Origin of the sequence: Streptomyces chrestomyceticus JCM 4735 (assembly GCF_003865135.1) — a bacterium.
In the GTDB taxonomy this organism is placed as follows: domain Bacteria; phylum Actinomycetota; class Actinomycetes; order Streptomycetales; family Streptomycetaceae; genus Streptomyces; species Streptomyces chrestomyceticus.
Map to the genome: position 1 here is coordinate 5988254 of NZ_BHZC01000001.1, position 19144 is coordinate 6007397.

The 19144-nt window shown below is 75.0% G+C and carries 16 protein-coding genes and 1 tRNA gene; 7 read left to right on the forward strand and 10 right to left on the reverse strand.

What is annotated here, in order from left to right; translation table 11 throughout:
* Positions 1-80: 80 nt before the first annotated feature.
* Positions 81-821, forward strand: coding sequence for a maleate cis-trans isomerase family protein (locus EJG53_RS26005; RefSeq protein WP_125046825.1), 741 nt, complete (start codon positions 81-83; stop codon positions 819-821).
* Positions 822-940: 119 nt separating this feature from the next.
* Positions 941-2086, forward strand: a complete 1146-nt coding sequence (locus tag EJG53_RS26010; RefSeq protein WP_371858727.1) for an LLM class flavin-dependent oxidoreductase — start codon at positions 941-943, stop codon at positions 2084-2086.
* Between the two features lie 163 nt (positions 2087-2249).
* Here the strand turns inward: EJG53_RS26010 and EJG53_RS26015 are convergent, their stop codons facing one another.
* A complete protein-coding gene (locus EJG53_RS26015; protein WP_371858728.1) occupies positions 2250-4289 on the reverse strand; it encodes a putative bifunctional diguanylate cyclase/phosphodiesterase in 2040 nt (679 codons plus the stop codon).
* A gap of 319 nt (positions 4290-4608) precedes the next feature.
* Between EJG53_RS26015 and EJG53_RS26020 the strand changes: the two genes are divergently transcribed.
* The gene (locus EJG53_RS26020) at positions 4609-5835 is read left to right on the forward strand and encodes a M6 family metalloprotease domain-containing protein (RefSeq protein WP_244955342.1); all 1227 of its coding nucleotides are present in this window, start codon (positions 4609-4611) and stop codon (positions 5833-5835) included.
* 149 nt (positions 5836-5984) lie between these two features.
* On the opposite strand, the gene EJG53_RS26025 is transcribed toward EJG53_RS26020, so the two are convergent.
* From EJG53_RS26025 to EJG53_RS26055, 7 genes are all read right to left on the reverse strand, one after another.
* Positions 5985-6058: transfer RNA gene (locus tag EJG53_RS26025), tRNA-Lys, on the reverse strand.
* 141 nt (positions 6059-6199) lie between these two features.
* Positions 6200-6889, reverse strand: coding sequence for a bifunctional DNA primase/polymerase (locus EJG53_RS26030; RefSeq protein ID WP_244955343.1), 690 nt, complete (start codon positions 6887-6889; stop codon positions 6200-6202).
* A gap of 255 nt (positions 6890-7144) precedes the next feature.
* A complete protein-coding gene (locus tag EJG53_RS26035; protein WP_031011254.1) occupies positions 7145-7534 on the reverse strand; it encodes a hypothetical protein in 390 nt (129 codons plus the stop codon).
* Between the two features lie 402 nt (positions 7535-7936).
* Complete coding sequence (locus EJG53_RS26040; RefSeq protein ID WP_125049603.1) at positions 7937-9220, reverse strand: AAA domain-containing protein; 1284 nt, start codon at positions 9218-9220, stop codon at positions 7937-7939.
* 152 nt (positions 9221-9372) lie between these two features.
* Positions 9373-10926, reverse strand: a complete 1554-nt coding sequence (locus EJG53_RS26045; RefSeq protein WP_125046829.1) for a hypothetical protein — start codon at positions 10924-10926, stop codon at positions 9373-9375.
* On the reverse strand, positions 10917-12254 hold the full coding sequence (locus EJG53_RS26050; RefSeq protein ID WP_371858729.1) for a hypothetical protein: 1338 nt from the start codon (positions 12252-12254) through the stop codon (positions 10917-10919). Before EJG53_RS26050 ends, EJG53_RS26045 begins: the two co-directional genes overlap by 10 nt.
* Positions 12154-13200 carry a phosphatase PAP2 family protein gene (locus EJG53_RS26055; protein ID WP_125046831.1) on the reverse strand — a complete coding sequence of 349 codons (1047 nt, stop codon included), beginning with the start codon at positions 13198-13200 and terminating at the stop codon, positions 12154-12156. Before EJG53_RS26055 ends, EJG53_RS26050 begins: the two co-directional genes overlap by 101 nt.
* Positions 13201-13507: 307 nt before the next feature.
* Between EJG53_RS26055 and EJG53_RS26060 the strand changes: the two genes are divergently transcribed.
* Positions 13508-14101: a histidine phosphatase family protein gene (locus tag EJG53_RS26060; RefSeq protein WP_125046833.1), complete on the forward strand. Its 594-nt coding sequence runs from the start codon at positions 13508-13510 to the stop codon at positions 14099-14101.
* A 141-nt stretch (positions 14102-14242) separates the two neighbouring features.
* On the opposite strand, the gene EJG53_RS26065 is transcribed toward EJG53_RS26060, so the two are convergent.
* Positions 14243-15868, reverse strand: a complete 1626-nt coding sequence (locus tag EJG53_RS26065) for an ATP-binding protein (protein ID WP_244955344.1) — start codon at positions 15866-15868, stop codon at positions 14243-14245.
* 246 nt (positions 15869-16114) lie between these two features.
* Here EJG53_RS26065 and EJG53_RS26070 point away from each other — a divergent pair, with 246 nt between their 5' ends.
* Both EJG53_RS26070 and EJG53_RS26075 read left to right on the forward strand, forming a co-directional pair.
* A complete protein-coding gene (locus EJG53_RS26070; protein ID WP_244955345.1) occupies positions 16115-16660 on the forward strand; it encodes a hypothetical protein in 546 nt (181 codons plus the stop codon).
* A 61-nt stretch (positions 16661-16721) separates the two neighbouring features.
* On the forward strand, positions 16722-17588 hold the full coding sequence (locus EJG53_RS26075; protein WP_125046835.1) for a spermidine synthase: 867 nt from the start codon (positions 16722-16724) through the stop codon (positions 17586-17588).
* Between the two features lie 54 nt (positions 17589-17642).
* On the opposite strand, the gene EJG53_RS26080 is transcribed toward EJG53_RS26075, so the two are convergent.
* A complete protein-coding gene (locus EJG53_RS26080; RefSeq protein ID WP_125046837.1) occupies positions 17643-18230 on the reverse strand; it encodes a hypothetical protein in 588 nt (195 codons plus the stop codon).
* A gap of 200 nt (positions 18231-18430) precedes the next feature.
* Between EJG53_RS26080 and EJG53_RS26085 the strand changes: the two genes are divergently transcribed.
* A complete protein-coding gene (locus EJG53_RS26085; protein ID WP_031011274.1) occupies positions 18431-19123 on the forward strand; it encodes a response regulator transcription factor in 693 nt (230 codons plus the stop codon).
* Positions 19124-19144: the final 21 nt, after the last annotated feature.

The window sequence follows — 19144 nt, forward strand, 5'->3', positions numbered from 1 at the left end:
CGCGCACGTACGCCCGGGGCGGCGCGCGCACCGCAGCACACACCCCCGTACGCATCACCCCGCCCCGTCAGGAGACGTGCATGGCATCCACGGTCGGCTTCCTCTACCCCGGCCACTCCGCCGAGGACGACTACCCCCGGCTCGAAGCGCTCCTCGGCAACGGACTGAGCCTGCCGCTCGTCCACACCGACATCGGCGAGGACGCCCACCGCGTCGACGCGCTGCTGGAGATGGGCTCCGCCGCCCGGCTCGCGGCCGGCGTCGCCGCACTGAAGAGCCGCGGCGCCGAGGCCGTCGTCTGGGCCTGCACCAGCGCCAGCTTCGTCTTCGGCTGGGAGGGCGCCCACGAGCAGGTGCGCGAGCTGTCGGCCACCGCCGGGCTGCCCGCCTCCAGTACGTCCTTCGCCTTCGCGCACGCCGTACGGGCTCTCGGAGCCGAACGGGTGGCCATCGCCGCGACCTATCCCGACGACGTCGCCGAGTGCTTCCGCGCGTTCCTGAAGTCCGCGGGCACCGAAGTCGTCTCGACGTGCGGCAGCGGGATCATCACCGCGGCCGAGGTCGGCACCTGGGGCCTGGAGGAAGTCCTGCTCCTCGCCCGTACGGGGGACCATCCCGACGCCCAGGTGGTGCTGCTGCCCGACACGGCCCTGCACACCGCCGCGTACCTCCCCGCCATCGAGGCGGAGCTGCGCAAGCCGGTGCTCACCGCCAACCAGGTCACCGCCTGGGAGGGGCTGCGGCTGCTGGAGCGCACGGTCGCCTGTCCGGCGCTGGGCACGCTGTTCGCGGGGGCGCCGGTGCCGTCCGCGGCGGGGTAACGGCGGCGGAACCGCCGCCCGCCCGGCGACGACGCGCCCTCTTCGCCCGCCCGGGAATAACCGGAGAAGTACTCCGGTTATTCTCCGGGCAGACCAGCGACGCGAGGAGGGCCCGCACCGTGAGCGGCGACCACGACGAGATCCGGGACCACGAAGAAAGCCGGGACGGCGACGCCCGGAACGGCGACGGCATCCGGGGCGCGGCCCTCGGCACCGCGCCCGTCCCCCTGTCCGTACTGGACCTGGTGACCGTGGGCGCGGGACACACCGCCTCCGAGGCCGTACGCACCGCCGTCGGGATCGCCCGCACGGCCGAGCGCCGCGGCTTCCACCGCTACTGGGTCGCCGAGCACCACTCGATGCCCGGCGTGGCCTCCTCGTCCCCCGCGGTCCTGCTGGCGCACCTCGCCGCGCACACTGACCGCATCCGGCTCGGCTCCGGCGGCGTCATGCTGCCCAACCATGCGCCGCTGGTGATCGCCGAGCAGTTCGGCACGCTGGAGGCGATGGCCCCCGGCCGCGTCGACCTCGGCCTCGGCCGCGCGCCCGGCACCGACGGCGCCACCGCCGCCGCGCTGCGCCGTACCGAGCGGCTGCACGAGGGCGCCGACGAGTTCCCGCAGCAGCTCGCCGAGCTGACCCGCTTCCTGGACGACGACTTCCCCGACGGGCACCCCTACAGCCGCATCCACGCGGTGCCGGGCCCGGTCCAGGCGACGTCCCCGGGCGGCGTCCAGTCGGCGCACCGGCCGCCGCTGTGGCTGCTCGGCTCCTCCGGCTTCAGCGCCCAGTTGGCGGGCCGCCTGGGCCTGCCGTTCGCCTTCGCCCACCACTTCTCGGCGGCGAACACCATCCCCGCGCTGGACCTGTACCGCGAGTCCTTCCGCCCCTCCGCGGTCCTGGCCGAGCCGTACGCGCTGATCGGCGTCGCCGCGCTGGCCGCCGAGGACGAGAAGGAGGCGCACCGCCAGGTCCTCACCGGCGCGCTGTCCATGATCCGGCTGCGCACCGGGCGTCCCGGGCTGGTGCCCAGCCCCGAGGAGGCGGCGGCGTACGCGTTCAGCGGCATGGAGCGCGACTTCGTGGACAGTTGGCTGTCCAACATCGTCTACGGCACGCCCGACGCGGTCCGCACCGGCCTGGACGACCTGGCCAAGCGCACCGGCGCGGACGAGCTGATGATCACCGCCAACGCGCACGGCGGGGACGTCCGGCTGCGTTCTTACGAGCTGATCGCGGACGCGTACGGGCTGCCTACGGTGTGACGGTCGGTGGCGCCGACGGTGTGACGGGCGTGCGGACGACGGGGTGATCGTCGTGCGGACGGCGCTGTGACCGTTGTGCCGCCCCGGAGGCGGGCGGGTGCATCGGAGTGAACGGGGGGAGTGCGCCGCTTCGCCCGCGCCCACGCGACGCCCCTCGCAGCCGCTACGCGCCGGTCTCCCGCCCCGCCCCGATCAGATCGCAGACCCGGTCCGGGGGCACCGGGCGGGAGTACAGCCACCCCTGCCCGGTGTCACAGCCGATGCGGCGCAACCGTTCCGCCTGCTCGGCGCTCTCCACGCACTCCGCGGTGACCGTCAGACCCAGCCGGTGCGCGAGCGCCACCAGCGCCTCCACGATCGTCTCGTCCGCCGGGTTCGGATGCTCCTGCGAACGGAAGCCCCGCACGAAGGACCCGTCCAGCTTCAGTACGGACACCGGCAGCCGGCTGAGGTAGGCCAGGTTCGAGTAGCCGGTGCCGAAGTCGTCGATGGCGATCCGTACGCCCATCTCGCTCAGCGCCTGGAGCGCCTGGAGCGGGCGCCCGGCCGAGCCCATCACCGCCGACTCGGTCAGCTCCAGTTGGAGCAGGGCGGGCGGCAGCCCGGTCTCGGCGAGGATGCCCGCCACGTCCGCGACCAGGTCGGAGTCCCACACCTGGCGTACGGCGACGTTCACGCTGACGAACAGCGGCTCGGCGCCGGGACGTGCCAGTTGCCAGGCGCGGGCCTGGTGGCAGGCGCGGGCCAGCACCCAGCGGCCCAGCTCGACGATCGAGCCGTTCTCCTCCGCCAATCCGATGAACCGATTCGGCGACAGTGTGCCGAACTGCGGATGACGCCAGCGCACCAGCGCCTCGACGCCCTGTGCCCGCCCGTCACCGAGCCCGACCAGCGGCTGGTACTCCAGCGTGAACTCGCCGCGGTCCACCGCCGGCCGCAGCGTGCTGGACAGCGCCTGCCGGGTCATCCGGTGCGCGTTGCGCTCGGGGTCGAAGAGCGTCCAGCGGGCCTTGCCGTCCTCCTTCGCCCAGTACAGCGTGGTGTCCGCGGCCTGCATCAGGCCGGTCGCCGTGGTGCCGGTCGCCGCGCGCTCCACGACCCCGATGCTCGCCGAGACCGACAGCCGCTGCCCGGCCAGGTCGAACGGCCGCTGGAGCGCGTCCAGGACCCGTTGTGCCAGTTCGGCGAGTTGTTCGGTACCGGCCGAGTCCTCCACCAGGAGGGCGAACTCGTCGCCGCCCAGCCGCGCCACCAGGTGGCCGCTGCCGCCGCGTACCGCGCCCCGATCGGCCAGGCTCTCGGCGCAGTGCGTCAGGCGCTGCGCCACCGCGCTCAGCAGCCGGTCGCCGACGCGGTGCCCGAGGGTGTCGTTGACGGCCTTGAAGCCGTCCAGGTCGAGGTAGCACAGGCCGACCCGGCCCGTACCGTGCTGCTCGAAGGCGGCCGACTCCAGCGCGCCCGCGAGCCGCTCGAAGAACAGCGCGCGGTTGGGCAGCCGGGTCACCGGGTCGTGCATCTGGAGGTGGCGCAGCCGGGCCAGCAGGTCGTGCCGGTCGCTGATGTCCGCCACGGACAGCAGGACGCAGTCCTCGTCCGGCAGCGGCTCGACCGTCACCTCCGCCCAGAGGAACTGCCCGTCCGGATGTTTCAGTCGTCGGGTGCACCGCAGCCGGTCGCTGTGGCCGCGCAGGACCTCCCGGTACGCGGCCCAGATGCGCGGGTCGGTGCCCAGCTCGGTCAGGTCGGCGGCGGTGGCCGCGACCAGGTCGTCCGGTGCCGCGCCGACCAGTTCGCCGAAGGCGGGGTTGGCGGCGAGCACCAGGCCGTCGCGGTTCAGCACGGCCAATGGGGCGCGGGCGGCACGGAAGGCGGCGCGGTAGTCGCGCAGCGAGGCCGCCGAGCCGTCACCGGCGTCGGGTTCGCCGCGGACGCCGGTCCGCGGCTCGCCGGGCGTGCCGGGGGGGCCTGGCGCACCGGACTCGCCGGGTCGGGACTCGCCGGTCCGGGGGTGTCCGTCGGGTGTGGCGGACCGGGCGGGGCCGTCGGCCGCGGTGGGGCCGTCGGCGGGTGCCGGGTCGGAGGCGCCGTCCGGGCCTCCGCCGGATTCATTGGTCGGTTCTTTACGCTCCGTCACCGCGGAGAGCGTCGTTCCGGGCGCGCGGCCCGTGCCGCCGGGGTATCCGCTCACTGCTCGCTCCCGCATGGCGCTTGTCTCGTGATGGAGGGGGGAATCCGCGCTGGAAAGTGTGGCGATCATAGAGGCTGCCGCAAGGGCCTATCCAGCGACGTAACCGTGATCATCGGCACCTGTGGCGGAAGTTTGGCCATTTCCGTCCGGCTGTGTTCGTGCGTATCCGGTCAACGATCGATAGTGACTTTCCGTTACGGGGTGGGGAGTTGGGCCGGTCACTCGTCTGGGGCCCCGGAACAGGACGGAATCCGGCAATTCCCCACAAGGTGGTGAGGGTGCTCCGAATCTGTACCGGGAGGTCGATGTGCCACGCGCCCAGCAACCTCCGGAGGTGGGCCGTCGCGCGCTGCGCCGGGTGGCCGCCGTGGCCACCTCCCTCAGCGCCGTCATAGCCACCTCCGTCATCGCGGGCCCCGCCACCGCGTCCGAGGGGACGCCGCCGTGCGCCCTGGCCCGTACCGACGCCCACCACTCCGAGGGCCTGGACACCTGGAACCGCGCCTACCCGCGCCCGGTCCGCACCCTTGACGCCGTCATGGTCTTCCTGTCCTTCCCCGACTCCGAGCCGGTCACCGACCCCCGCGAACTGGCCGCCGACTACTTCCCGGCCACCACCCGCTTCTTCGAGCGCGCGTCCTACGGCCGCTTCACCCTGCGCCCCGACATCCAGCGCCGCTGGGTACGGATGCCGCAGGCCTCCAGCACGTACGGCATACGCCGGGACTGGGCGGCCGGCGACCGCGCCGCCTACCTCCGGGACGCGGTCGCCGCCGCCGACGGCTCGGTGGACTTCAGCCGGTACGACGTCGTCTACCTCGTCGCCGACCCGGACGCGGCCGGCGTCGACTCCGACGCCACCAAGGTCGTCAACCTCGACCGCCCGCTGCGCGCCGACGACGCGGACCTCAGCCGGTTCGTCACGCTCTTCGAGCAGAGCCCGCCGGACCGCAACGTGCTCGCCCACGAGACCGGCCACGTCTTCGACCTGCCGGACCTCTACCACCGGCCCCAGGAGGGCAAGGGTGACTGGGACACGTACGTGGGCGACTGGGACCTCATGGGCAGCCAGTTCGGCCTCGCCCCCGACCCCTTCGGCTGGCACAAGTGGAAGATCGGCTGGCTCGGCGGCCGCCAGGTGACCTGCGTCTCCCTCGGCCGGGAGCGGCGCTCGTCCGTGCACACCCTGCGGCCGCTGTCCGCGCCCATGGGGCCGGGCGACGGGCGGCGGGCGCGGCTGCTGGTCGTCCGCACCGGTCCGCGCAGCGCGCTGGCCGTCGAGGCGCGCGGCGCGGTGGGCAACGATCACGACGTCTGCACCGAGGGCGTCCTGGTCTACCGGGTGCACAGCGAGACCGCGTCCGGGAGCGGTCCGGTGGAGGTGCTGGACGGGCACCCCGGTACCGAGGCGTGTTGGGGGACTTCCGTATTCCCCCGGCTTGCTGATGCGCCGCTCGGCGAAGGCGAAAGCCTGGACGCCGCCGAGGACGGGGTGCGGGTGCAGGTGTACGGGCGGTCGTCCTCGGGGGACTGGACGGTCAAGGTGGAGCGGAGCGGGTGAGGGAGAGTGGAGCGGGGGAGGGCGGGTGTCCGGGGCCGGACGGGCGCCCGCCCCGGTTTCCCGGCGCCCGGTTTCCCGGCGCCGCCCTGCTCTCGGCTTTTCGGCGTACGAAGAAGGCCCCCACCGAGGTGGGGGCCTTCTTCTGTCGGTGCGCCGCCAGGGACTCGAACCCCGGACCCGCTGATTAAGAGTCAGCTGCTCTAACCAACTGAGCTAGCGGCGCCTGCTGACGTGGAAAACATTAGCATCCTGATCGGGTGGCGCAAAAATCGATTCAGCGAGGCCCGCCCCGCACCGGGGTGCGCGGGGCGGAAGACCCGGTGCGGGCCCGTGTTCCGGGGGGCCGGGGCGGTGGTGGCGCTGGTCACAGGGGTGGGATGAGGGTTGGCGCCGTTCGGGTGGTGGCGGGGTCGGCGGGGGCGTCGGGGCTGTTGCGTGCCGCGGTGGCGACGGGGCCGTCGGGTACTGCGGTGGCGACGCCGGTGGCGCGCCGGGCGGCACGTATGCAGGCCCAGAGGAGGGCGCCCGGCCCGGGGAGCCAGGGGTGGCGTACGTCCGGGGCCACCAGCCAGCGGGAGGCGGTGAGGTCCTGAGCGCTGTGGGGTGTGTGGGGCGGGTCCGGCTGCGGTGACCGCTGGGGGAAGAGGGGCGGGACGGTCACGGCGTCGCCCGGCCCGTGGCAGAGCAGTGGCGGTACGGAGCCGGACCACTCCTCCCAGCCGAGCAGGGCGGGCAGCCGCCGGGCCGTACCGGGCTCGGCGAACAGCAGGATGCGGCCGCGGTGGGTGGCGACGGGCCCGGACCCGGGCCCCGCGGTCCATAAGCGGTCCACCAGGTCGCGGCCGAAGAGCGCGGGCGCGTTGATCACGTCGAAGACCGTGCCGCACGGCAGTGTGCTCGGCGCCTCCGGACAGGACGCCCACCGGGCGTGCACGGCCTCGGGGCGCGGGGCGGCGGAGGCGAGCCAGTCGGCGCCGGCGAGGGTGACGTACGCCGCGGTGTGGAAGGCGGCGGGGGCGGGTCGGCGGGGATGCTCGGAGGGCCAGTCGCTCATGGCCCCGGTTTACCGGTATGCGGTGTTCCGTTTCTGCGGAATGGCCGAAATCCGGACAGGACGGGGCGGTGTGGGGTATGTTCCCGCGCCCGCATATGCCAGCGGCCCATGATCAACGGGATCATGGGCCGGGGCGCGAGGGCGGGGATGCGAGGGCGTGGCCGGTGGGGCGGGGGGCGAGGGCCGGGCCGGTCGGGCCGGGCCCGTCCGGGGTCGAGGCGATCGGGAAGCGGGTGCCGGGAGCTGCTGAACCGTTCAGTCGGCGGTGGCGTCCAGGCGGCTGCCGCCACCGTTGCGCAGCAGGCCGCGGCCGAACTCGACCATCTTCGCCGCGTAGTCCTCGGTCCAGTCCGCGCGCTCCGCGATCACGGAGAGCGGCAGCCGGTCGAAGCGCCGGGGATCGGCGAGGTGGGCCGCCGCCATCGCCTGGAACTCGGTGGCCCGGTCCGCCGCCGCGCGGAAGGCGAGCGTCAGCTCGGTGGAGCGGGCGAGCAGCTCCTTGGGGTCCTCGATGGACTCCAGGTCGAAGAAGTGCTCGGGGTCGGACGTGGCCTCCGGAGGCTCGAAGAGCAGCGGAGCCGGTTTCAGGCGCCGGGGCGCGGAGGCAGCTCCGCGCGGGTCGGAAGCCGGTTGCGGCTCGGACATGTACGTACCTCCTGGATCGTGTGCCGCGTTCCATTGTCCCGCGCCGCGCAAGTGCGCCTGGCGACGCGCCCCTACGGGGCTCAGCCGCCCGCAGGGGGCAGCACATCACGTGCCGCGCGCCCCCGTTACGCGCCTGCACCGCCACCGTACGACCGTGCGCGGCGCGCCCGGGCGCAAGTGAGCCGCGCCGACCGATACCCGCCCCTGGACACCCCCGTGCGCGGCGGCACACGACGCTGCGCGGGTCGGCCCGGCCCCGTACGTCCGGGTCCAGCGTCCAGCGTCCAGCCCAGCCCAGCCCGGCCGGGCCCGTGCCTGACCCGGCCGGCGCGCACAGGCCGGCCCCGGCGGCTTCCGGCCCGACCGCCCGCCGACTGCCCCGACGGCCTCACCGCCGCCCGGTCAGGGCCGCCACGCCACCCGGTGTTCGTTCAGATGGGCCAGGACCGCGTGGTTCGCTTCCCAGCCGTCCGGGAACTTGACCGTGACGCCCAGTTGGACGGGGTCCGCCGAGGGGTGTTCGTCCAGCAGCTCCGGTATGCCGGCCCGGCTGACCACGATGCAGGCGTGCCGGTGGCGCGAGGCCAGTACGCACAGCCGACCGGTCTCCAGGTGGAAGGCGGTCGCGTCGGGGCGGCCGGAGAGCGGGTGCAGGAAGACCGTGACGTCGAACTCCCGTCCCTGGAGGCGGTTGGCGGTGTCCACCGCGACGCCGCCGACGCCGAGCCCGGCCAGCGCGGCCCGTACCGCCGCCGCCTGGTCACGGTGGGCCGTGCCGACCGCGATCCGATCGGCGGTCAGCGGCACCGGGTCGGGGCCGCGCTCACTGGTGGCCGCGCCGCCCCGGTCGAGCAGCCGCCGCACCACCCGCGCGATGGCGTGCACCGCCTCCGGGTCCGTACGCGGGGTGTGGCGGGCGGGCAGTTCGAGCAGGCCCCAGCCGGACTCGGCGGCCTCGTCCAGCACCCGGTCCACCCCCGAGCCGTCGGAGGGCACACCGAAGGCGAGCCGCCGGTCGCCGTGGTCCGTGCCGCTGCGGAAGGGTGTGTACGGGTAGAACGCGTCGGAGACCAGCCGCGCCGCGGAGGCGGGCAGCCGCCACGACACCGGGAGCCGGTGCTGCGGCAGGCCGGGGTTGTGCGCCAGCAGCGTCGTCACGGCGCTGGCCGACGGGTCGTACGCGAGCCCGGCCCACTGCTCGGCGCCGACCACGCTGAACGGGTCCAACTGCCCCGGATCGCCCACGAACAGCGCCCGCTCGAACAGCCCGCCGACGGCGAGCAGCGCGTCCGAGCGCATCTGGTACGCCTCGTCCACGATGGCATGCTGCCACGGCTCGTCGACCTTCGTGTACGCCCACTTGGCGGCCGTCGAGACGACGATGTCCAGCCCGGCCAGATCGGCGACCTTGGCCGACGTACGGACGGCGGGCAGTTCCGCCAGCGCGGGGTCGAATGCGCCCGGCTCGCTGCTGTGCAGTCGCCCCACCGGCAGCTCCGGGTCTTTCTCGGCGATGCGCAGGACGAGGTCGTCCACCTGTGCGTTCGTCTGCGCGACGATCATCAACGGGCGTCCGGCCGCGGCCAGTTCGCGGGCCGCCTGCACCACCAGCGTGGACTTGCCCGCGCCGGGCGGCGAGTCCACGACGACGCCGCGGTGCGTACCGTGCAGCGTGCTGTGCACGATCGCGTCGGTGGCCGCGGCCGCCGCCGCGCCCGGATCGAAGGGCGCCGCGCCGGGCCCGTACGGCGACGCGCCGGGGGCGGCCGGCGGTACACCTGGGGCGGCGTCCGGCCGCCGGGCGGCGGGCACGTCGGGGTGCGCGGGGCGGGCCTCGGTCACAGGAAGTCCTCCGCGGTGACGGGATCGGGCTGGTCCACGGGCAGTGCGGCGGTGTCGGCCACGGGCGGCCCGCCGTGCGTCCACGGCGTGTCCTCGGGCTCGGGCAGCTCCGGTCCGCCGCGCGGCTGGTGCTCGAACAGGGTCCAGCACACGATGTCGCCGGGCTCGGGCACCGACCCGGGCTCCGGGGTCTTCCCCCGCCCCATGCCGCCGGTCAGCCGGACGACCAGCCCGCCCGGCCCGTCCGCCGTGTACGCGACGAACTCGGCGGGCTGGGCCTTCCCGTCCGGCAGCGCGCGGTACAGCTTGCCGCCCTCGGTGAGTTGCGGCCGGTCGTCCGTCGCCAGCGTCACCAGCGGGCGCGGCATCGGCCGCTTGCCCTCCGAATACGCCATCTCGACGCCGGTCACCTCGCCGGCCAGCGCCTCCCCGGCGAGCCGCCGGCCCGCCATGACCAGCGGGTCGTCCAGCGCCTCCTGCGCGTCCAACTGCGCCTGGGCGGTCTCCCGGGAGGCGAGTTTGCGGGCGGCCGTGATGGCGTCGTCCCGCTTGGGCTGCGGCGGCTCACCGGCCCGTACCCGGTCGCGGTGTCCGGTGTACGACCAGCGGTCGCGCTTCCAGCGGTCGGCCACCCTGGAGCCTTCCGGCAGGGCCCGCAGCAGGTCGAGGCCGTGCCACACGGCGTCCCAGGCGGGGCGCAACTGGCTCTCGACCAGGTCGCGGACCGCCTCCTCGGCGCCGGGCAGCCCTGCGTCGTACCGGGCCATCGCCGGGGCGAGGCGCTTGTTGTCGAACGCCGGGTCCGTGGCCGGGCCGGCCGGCGGGCACAGCAACTGGCCGTCCGCGTCCCGTGCCGTCTCCGCGCGCCGCGCGGCTGCCGCGCCGGACTCGCCCTCGGGCGGGTCGATCCAGGCGAGCAGCGCGCCCAGGTGCTGGTCCTCCAGGTTGCTCTGACCGGTCGCCCAGTGCCGGGCGAGCAGCCCGGTCATCGGCAGCAGCAGGCTCGCGCCCGGCACCCGGGCCCGCTCGCCGAAGTGGGTGAACCAGCGGCCCAGCAGCGGCACATGGGGCGGCGCCGGATGCGGGGTGTCCGGGTCCTGGTCGGCGGTCCGCCGGAACCGCATGGACCGGCCCAGCAGGCGTACGTACTCCACACCGGCCGCGCTCGGCACGACGATCTGCGGCGCGTCGGCACACAGCTCGACCTCGACCGGGACCTTCTTGCCGGTCTCGGGGTCGGTCTCCTTGCGCTGCTCGGTCTCGACGGTGTCCGCGTACCCGTCCACGTACGGCAGGACGGCCTCGGCCAGCTCGGCGAGGAACGCGAACCGCAGGTCACGGTCGCGCGGCTGGGGTACGGCGAGCAGCAGCGGCTTCTCGCGGTCCGTGCCGACCAGCGCGCCCAGCGGGGCGCCCGCCTCACCCGCGGTCGTCAGCGGGACGAACACCAGCGGACGGGCGGACAGATGCCGGTGCCGGACCGTCGTCAGCGGCTGCGCACGGCCCGCCGCCACCGCCTCCATCCTGGCGAGCACCTCGATCAACGACATGCCGTCGCCCCCTCGGCTCCGTCGGCCCGCCCCGTGGGCCGGCCCGCTGTGCCCCTCGCGCCGCCCGGTGCGGCCTCCGCCAGCGCCTCGGCGCGCAGGGCCGCCGCCCGGCGCAGCGCCTCGGCGGCGGGCGCGTCCGTGTCCCCGTCCGGAGCGCGGGCAGCGGTGGCACCCGCGCCCTCGGACCCGTCCGCCCCGCCCTCCGTACGCGCTGCCGCCAGGACCTCCTCGACCGTACGCAGCCCGCCCAGCTCACCGCGCACCCCGCGGCCCAGCGACTCCACGGCGCCCGCGGCGCGCGCCTGCTCCCGGCAGTGGAACGCCAGCTCGCAGGCGGACAGGCACTCCGGCGCGTACGCCGCGTCCACGGACTCGACCGCCTCGGCCAGCTCGGCGGCGGACCGCGTCACCGTCTTTCCGTCGTCCGCGAGCCGGAGGTCGAAGGTGGTGCCGGGCGGTAGCTGCGCGGCGATCTCCTCGACCTTGGTGAGCCGCTGCAACTGCCGTCTGGTCGTCGCCAGTTGTTTACGGATGTCGACGGCCTCGGCGGTGGGGAGGTTCGCGAAGTCCTTCGGGCAGACCAGCAGCACCTGGTCCCGCACCGTGACCGGACGGCCCGTACTGGCGAGGACCTGGGCGGCCACCCGCTGCAGCGCCAGTACGTACACCGCGGCCTGCCGGGCCGCCGCGCCCACCTTCGCCGGGTCGGCGGAACCGTCGATCATCGGGAAGGACTTGATCTCCACGACCGTCCAGCCGCCGTCCGGATGCACCACGACCGCGTCCGGCTCCAGATAGGCGGGCGACCCGGCCACGTCCAGGGTGAGCAGCGGATGGTCCAGCAGCGTCCAGCCGCCGGTGGCGGTTGCCTCGCGCAGGGCCAGCGCCGTACGGGCCGCACGCCCCTCGGGACCGGCGGCGGACAGGTCGGGGACGGCGGTCCGGCCGGGCTCGGGGGCCTCCGCGCCGCCGCCCATCCGCTCGTACAGCAGCAGCATCAGGTCCGCGCCGCCGTCCGCCTTGACGCGGGCCTCGAAGGAGTTGCCCCGGGCCAGCGCGAACTGCGACTGCCCGAAGGCCGCGGGCGAGCCGAGCGCGCCCGCGAGCGCCGTCTTGTCGACCCCGGCGCCGTCCAGCAGCGCGCGGCGGCGGCAGCCGGGGTTGGCGGCCAGCGCGGCGAGCGCACGGGCGTCCAGCGGCCGTGGCCGTACGCCGGGGCCGCGCAGCTCACCGAGCCGCTGTCGCAGCCCCGTCGTCGGCTGCGGCAGCGGCGGCGGCTCCGACGGCCGGTCGGCCGCGGCGGGTCGGCTGTCGCGGAAAACGTTCACCCGCGGAAGTCTGGCATCCGCCACTGACATTCGCGTGGGCCCCCGGCACCCCGGCGGCCGGAAGATCGCGCGGCACACCCGCGAGCAAGCCGTTTTCCGTGCCGGCCGCGGGTGTGTCCGTGCCGGTTTCCGCGCCCGCCACGCGGCTGCCGGGGCTGGTTCCCGCGCTCCCACCGGCCGCCCGGAACCGCCCGCGCACCCCGTCCGCCAGCCGCAGCGCCGGGCGCGTCAGCAGCAGGCCCAGGCCCATCACGGCCGTACCGGCCAGCGCGTCGAGCAGGTAGTGGTTGGCGGTGCCCATCACCACCAGGACGATCAGCAGCGGGTACGCCACCCCCAGCGCCCGCGTCAGCCGGGACCGGCCGTGCCGCCACAGCACCACGCCGCACCACAGCGCCCACCCCACGTGGAGGCTGGGCATCGCCGCGAACTGGTTCGTCATGCCGCCGAGCCCGCGCGGCGCGCTCGCGTCCTCGCCCCACCACCCGTAGGACGAGAACTGCGCCATGGTGTCCGCGAACCCGCTGCCCGCCTCCAGCAGGCGGGGCGGCGCGGTCGGCAGCAGCGTGAAGCCGATCAGCCCGATGAGGGTGGCGAGCATGAGCCACGTACGGAGCGCGCGGTAATGCCCGGGGCGCCGGTTCCACAGCCACACCAGGACCAGGGGCGTGACCAGGTAGTGCAGCGAGGCGTACGCGAAGTCGGCGGGTATGCCGAGAGCGGGCGTGGCGGTGAAGAGACGATTCAGCGCGCGTTCCGGATCGAGCCGCAGCAGCTCTTCCCACCGCAGGATCGTCTGCCCGTGCCCGGCGGCGGTGTGCGCGTCGCCGCGGGCCACGAGACGGCCCGCGGAGTAGGCCGCGTACACGAGGGCGAGCAGTGGCAGTTCCGTCCACCACCGGAGCCGGCTGCCGGCTGCCGCTGGGCGGCGCGCTACGGCGTCCATCCTGGTCGTTCTCCAACATGCGTGGCCCGTGGCGGATCGGTCGCGGGCCTGGTGCGAGGGGGTGCGGCGCGGGGCGGCACCCGTCGGCGCGGAAGACGCCGACCCTCCACCGTACGCCGTATGGCGCGAAGCTCCCGGCGGGGAGGGGCCCACCCCGGTGGTGCCGGGCGATGCGCGATGATGGAACGGACGGCCACCGCAACGAGGCGACGCGAGCCGGGCGCCGGACGAGCACCAGTCGAGCAGCACAGCCCCGGAGCGGGCTCCGAAGACGGAAGAGCCGAGCAATCGGCCAGAGGTATTTCCCATGGCACCGCGCATTCTGCTGGCCCGGCACGGGCAGACGGAGTGGTCCCTGTCCGGCAAGCACACCGGCCGTACGGACATTCCGCTCCTGGAGGAGGGCCGCCGCGGCGCCAAGCTCCTGGGGGAGCGGCTGCACCGCGCGCCCTGGGACGGCCTGCCGGACGTCGAGGTCCGCACCAGCCCCCTGGTGCGCGCGAAGGAGACCTGCGAGCTGGCCGGCTTCGGCGACCGGGCCCAGGACTGGGACGCGCTGATGGAGGTCGACTACGGCGCGTACGAGGGCCTGACCCCGGCCGACATCAAGGCCGGGCGCCCGGACTGGCTCATCTGGCGCGACGGCGTCCCCGAGGGCGAGACGCTGGCCCAGGTCGCGGCGCGGGCCGACGAGGTCGTGGAATGGGCGCGCTCCGCCGACCGGGACGTCCTGGTCTTCGCGCACGGCCACATCCTGCGCTCCCTGGGGGCCCGCTGGCTCGGCCTGGACGTCTCCTTCGCCGCCCGCATCCGCCTGGAGCCGACGTCGCTGTCCGTACTGGGCTGGGCGTACGGGGAGCCCGCCATCGAGCGCTGGAACGACACCGGCCACCTGGGCTGAACCCCGGCGGGACGGCCCCGGAGGCCAGCGGCTCGCCGCCATTCGGGTCCGTACCTCGTCCCCTCGGGGCCGTACCCCACCCTTCGGGGCCGACCCCTCGGGGGCCATCCCCTACCCCCGGCCCGTTCCCCCGGAGCCCGGTCAGGCCGTATGCGCATCGCTCTGCGGCCCCGGGCCGGGCCCCGACTCCGGCCGCGCCCCGTACGCCGTCCGCCGTCCGCCCTTGCCGACCGTCGTCCGCACGGGCGGCCGGGTGGCGGCGTGCCGGTCCAGGAACGCGCCGACCTCGTCGCCCGCCCTTCCCGCGCCGTTCCGGTACGCCCGCAGCGCCCGCGCCGTCGCGTCCAGCATCGTGCGGATACGGGCCGATCTGACGTCCTCCAGGAGCGCCAGCGCCCGGGTACCGGCCGTCGCGGCCTCCTCCGGGGCCCGGCTGAGCGCGAGATCGCCCGCGAGTTCCGCGGTGAACAGGGCGATGTTCCGGGTGAAGTGCGGGTCCTGGAGCGCCACCGCCCGGCGCGCGTGCGTCGCCGCGCGCCCCGGCTCGCCCAGTGCGGACCAGCACTGCGCCTCCAGGCCCGCCAGCTCGGCCTCCCCGTAGAAGGACATCCACTCCGGGTCGTTGTCGGACGGCCCCCGGGCGAGCAGCCGCTGGGCCCGCAGGAGCGCCTGCTCGCAGCTCCTGCGGTCGCCCAGGCCCGCCCAGCCGCCCGCCTCGCGCAGCGCCAGGAGGGACAGCAGGCGCGCCGACCCCAGGTTCTTCGCGGCCTGCTGGGCGGCCTGCGCGGCGCGTACGGCCTCCCGGGGTCGGTCCGCGTCGCGCGCCAGGAAGGCGGTGTTGCAAAAGGCGTGCGCCTCCAGGGCCGCGTCACCGGCCACCCGGGCGGTGGCCAGCGCTTCGGCGTAGTGCGACCGGGCGTCGCCGAAGCGGCCCGAGTCGTGCGCGAGCCAGCCGACGGAGATGGCGAGTTCGCCCGCGCCCGCGTGCAGGCGGTCGCTGACGGAGCTCCGCTGCACCCCGGCGTCCAGCAGCTCGTACGCGGTCCGCAGCGGCTGCGCGGCGCGCCGGTAGAGGCCCTCGCCGCCGTGCCGGTCGTCCAGCAGCCGGATGCGGCGCACGGCCTCCTCCACGGCGTCCGCCTCGGACGCGCCGGCCCGTCCGGGGCCGTCCGCCGGGGAGGGGCGCGGTACGCGGGGCACCGCGTCCGGCAGTCCGGGCCCGGCCGCGGCCTCCGGGACGAACGGTGGCAGGGCGGTGAGCCCCAGCGCGGCGGCCGGGCCGCCCGTGATGAACGCGCGACGCAGCACGTCGCTCTCCTTGCCGGTCTGGATGTCCGTGTCGTGACGACCGGGGCCGGCCCCGGGCCCTTCCGGGCGCCCGGCGGCCGGTCCGGCGCCTGTCCGTGCACCGGGCGGCGCCCCGGTGCCGCCGCCCGCCTCCCTTCCGTCGTCCGCCCGTGCCGTCCGGGCCCGCCGTCCGCGCACCGTCTCGCGGGGCGCGAACCCCATGTCCACGAGGGTGAGTCCGGGGAACATGTGCCGGAACACCCGTTCGTAGGCGTAATTCGGGCACCGGATCTCCCCGGCCTCGACGCGGCCCACGTAACGGGCGTCGCACGCGACCTGCTCCCCGATCTCGCGCGCGGCACGGCGTACCGCCGCCGCGAACTCGCCCGGTGACAGCCGGCCGCGCAACTGCCGGAAGGCGCGGTTGGGCTGGGCGGGAACGTGCTGGGACGGTGTCGATCTCGCGGCTGGCGATGCCATGGCGGAGCCTCCGTGCCCTCTCCGTGGCGGTGCCGCGGCCTGGCGGTGCGGCGGGACGACGGTACTAGCTGTGACCGGGTCGAGACACAGGGTTTGGCTACAAAACGGATATCTCACACCTGATCCGCCATGAAGTGCCATCCTTTGCGGCGGTCCGCCGCCGTAGCCGTTGACGTGTCCGGACGTTGAACAGGAAGTAAAGGGACCGGCGTGTGCAGAGGAGGGGTTTCCGTGCGGGAGTCCGGTGTGGCCGACGTCAGGACCGCCGTCAACGGTGAGGCGGGTGCCGGGGGGACGGCGCACGGCGGAGCCGGACGTGCCGGTCGCCCGGCGCACCCCAACAGCCGTCCGGGTGCGCACGGTTCACCGGCCGCGGACCGGCGCTGGCCCTCCGCGGACTGCGGTCTGCTCCCCGAGGCGCCGCGGACCTGCGACCTGGTGACGGTGCCGGCCCGCCAGGGCCTGGAGGCGGTCGACATCCTGCGGCTGCGCGCCGGTGTGGGCCCGGTCCTGCACGACGACTCCTGCGACACCCTCGGCTTCCTGGTGCCGCCGGGCACGGCCGACGGCTGGGACCTGCCGGGCAGCGCGTGCACCCAGACGTACGAGCGCGAGGCGCCCGGCGGGGGCGCGCGGAACACCGGTGGCGCCCCCGCCGATCCGCCCGTCACGGGCACCGACTGGCTGGTGTCCCCGGACGGGGCGTGCGGCGCGGCCACCGACCCCGTCGTCCTGCGCGAGGCCCTCGGCGAGGCGGCCCGCACGATCGAGGCCGTCGACCGCTGCCGCTGAGGCCGGCCCCGGCCGCTCACAACGCACACTCTGACCTGCGGCTACGCGGCATACTGGGGGCATGGCGAAGAGCAGGCGCGGCCGGTCCCGTACGGGGCCCGAGGCCGTGGTGGAAACCGTGGACGGCGGCACCGCGGAACTCCGTCCCGACCGGGACCGGCCGCGCGGCTGGACCCTGCTCCTCGACGGCGCCCCGCAGTCCCATGTGGACCTCGACGACCCGGCGTACCTGGATTTCGCGTACCAACGCCGCCTCGGCCACATCGCCGACCTGGCCGCGCCGCCCGGCAAACCCCTCCAAGTGGTGCATCTGGGCGGCGGGGCGTTGACGATGGCGCGCTATGTCGCGGCCACCCGCCCGCGCTCCACCCAGCAGGTCGTGGAGATCGACGCGCCGCTGGTCCAGTTGGTCCGCCGGGAGCTGCCCCTGGACAGCGGCTGGCGGATCAGGGTGCGCAACGGGGACGCGCGCGCGGGGCTCGCCAAGATCCCGGACGGCTGGGCGGACCTGGTGATCGCGGACGTCTTCCGCGGCGCGCGGACTCCGGCGCACCTGACCAGCGCCGAGTTCGCGGGCGAGGTCGCGCGGGCGCTGCGGCCCGGCGGCTGGTACGCGGCGAACCTCGCGGACGGCCCGCCGCTGGCCTTCGTACGGGCGCAGGTCGCCACGGTCCGTACGGTCTTCCCCGAGCTGTGCCTGACCGCCGACCCGGCCGTCCTCCGGGGCAAGCGCTTCGGAAACGCCGTACTCCTGGCCGCCGCCGGGCCGCTCCCGGTCGCCGAACTGACTCGGCGGGCCGCGACCGACCCGCAGCAGGGCCGGGTCGAACACGGGCGCGCGCTCCTGGACTTCACCGGGGGAGCGCAGCCGGTGACGGACGCGACCGCGGTGGACTCGCCGTCCCCGCCGCCCGCCGTCTTCACCTGAGCGCGCCGGGGAGGCCGTGTGGGGGCCCTGGGAGGCTCCCGGCCAACGCGGCCCTCACGTCGCGTGGTTGTCCGTCTCGACCGTCGGCGGGTGCCCGTTCCAGGCGCAGATGACCGAGGCGTGTCCCGCGCCGCCCCGGAAGTCGACCCGGAGCCACTGATCCTGCTGCCACACCTGCATCTGCCAGCCCGTTTCCGGGGTGGCCGAGACCAACTGGGCGGAGTGGGCGCCCAGGTCGATGACCACGCGGCCGCCCGCGGTGGAGAAACTTTTCACCGCGCTGCCCGTCGCGGGCGGGACGGCGGCGCCGGGCGGCGGGTGCGGGCCGCTGCCCGTACCTTTTCCGCCACCGCCGGACGTGCCGCCGCCGTCCCCCTTGGGGTGATCGCCCGATTTGGCGGTCTGCCCGGGACGGGGGGAGGCCGGAGCGGACGGTTTGGGCCGGTGCGTGGAGGAGGCGCGGGGTGCGGCCCCGCCGTCGGGTCCGGCGGACGCGGACGGCGCGTTCTCGGAGAGCGGGAGCGCGCGCGGCGGGTCGTACGCCGTCCCGGCCAGCACCGTGTGCACGCCGAACCACGACAGCGTGACGGCCGCGCCTGTCGCCAGCGTCCAGGCCGCCGTGTGAACCAGTGCTCTGTGCATCTGGCTCATAGTGCACCACGCGCCTCACCGGGGCAGCGGGCCGGAGGGCCCGGAGAGGGCGGAACGAAGGTGATACCGCGGGAGGTTCCGGGGCAGTAGGGGTGCAGCGTCCAACACCCATGAAAATGCGGGCCGATGGTACGGACTGGGGCGTCAACCTCAGGTAAAGAAGTGCCCTCGAATGGCGTACGGTGCCGCCCATGGCAAGTGTGCTCGTGGTCGAGGACGACCAGTTCGTGCGCTCGGCCCTCATCCGGCATCTGACCGAGGCGTCCCACACGGTACGCAGCGTCGGTACGGCCCTGGAGGCGCTGCGCGAGGTGGCCCACGTCGGCTTCGACGTGGTCATCCTGGATCTCGGCCTGCCCGACCTGGACGGGGCGGAGGCCCTGAAGATGCTGCGCGGGATCACCGACGTACCCGTGATCATCGCCACCGCGCGGGACGACGAGGCCGAGATCGTCCGCCTCCTGAACGACGGGGCCGACGACTACCTGACCAAGCCGTTCTCGGTGGAGCACCTCTCCGCCCGGATGGCCGCCGTGCTGCGCCGTTCCCGTGGCGCCGCGACGGGCGGCGAGCCGCCGTCCCGGGTGCTCCAGGTGGGCGGCCTGAGCATCGACCCGCTGCGCCGCCAGGCCGAACTGGACGGCACGGCGCTCGACCTGACCCGCCGCGAGTTCGACCTCCTCGCCTTCCTCGCCGGCCGGCCGGGCGTCGTCGTGCCCCGTAAGGAACTCCTCGCCGAGGTCTGGCAGCAGTCGTACGGCGACGACCAGACCATCGACGTCCACCTCTCCTGGCTGCGCCGCAAACTGGGCGAGACGGCCGCACGGCCCCGGTACCTGCACACCCTGCGCGGGGTCGGAGTGAAACTGGAGCCACCGCTGTGACGCCCGCGCGCACGGGGCGCC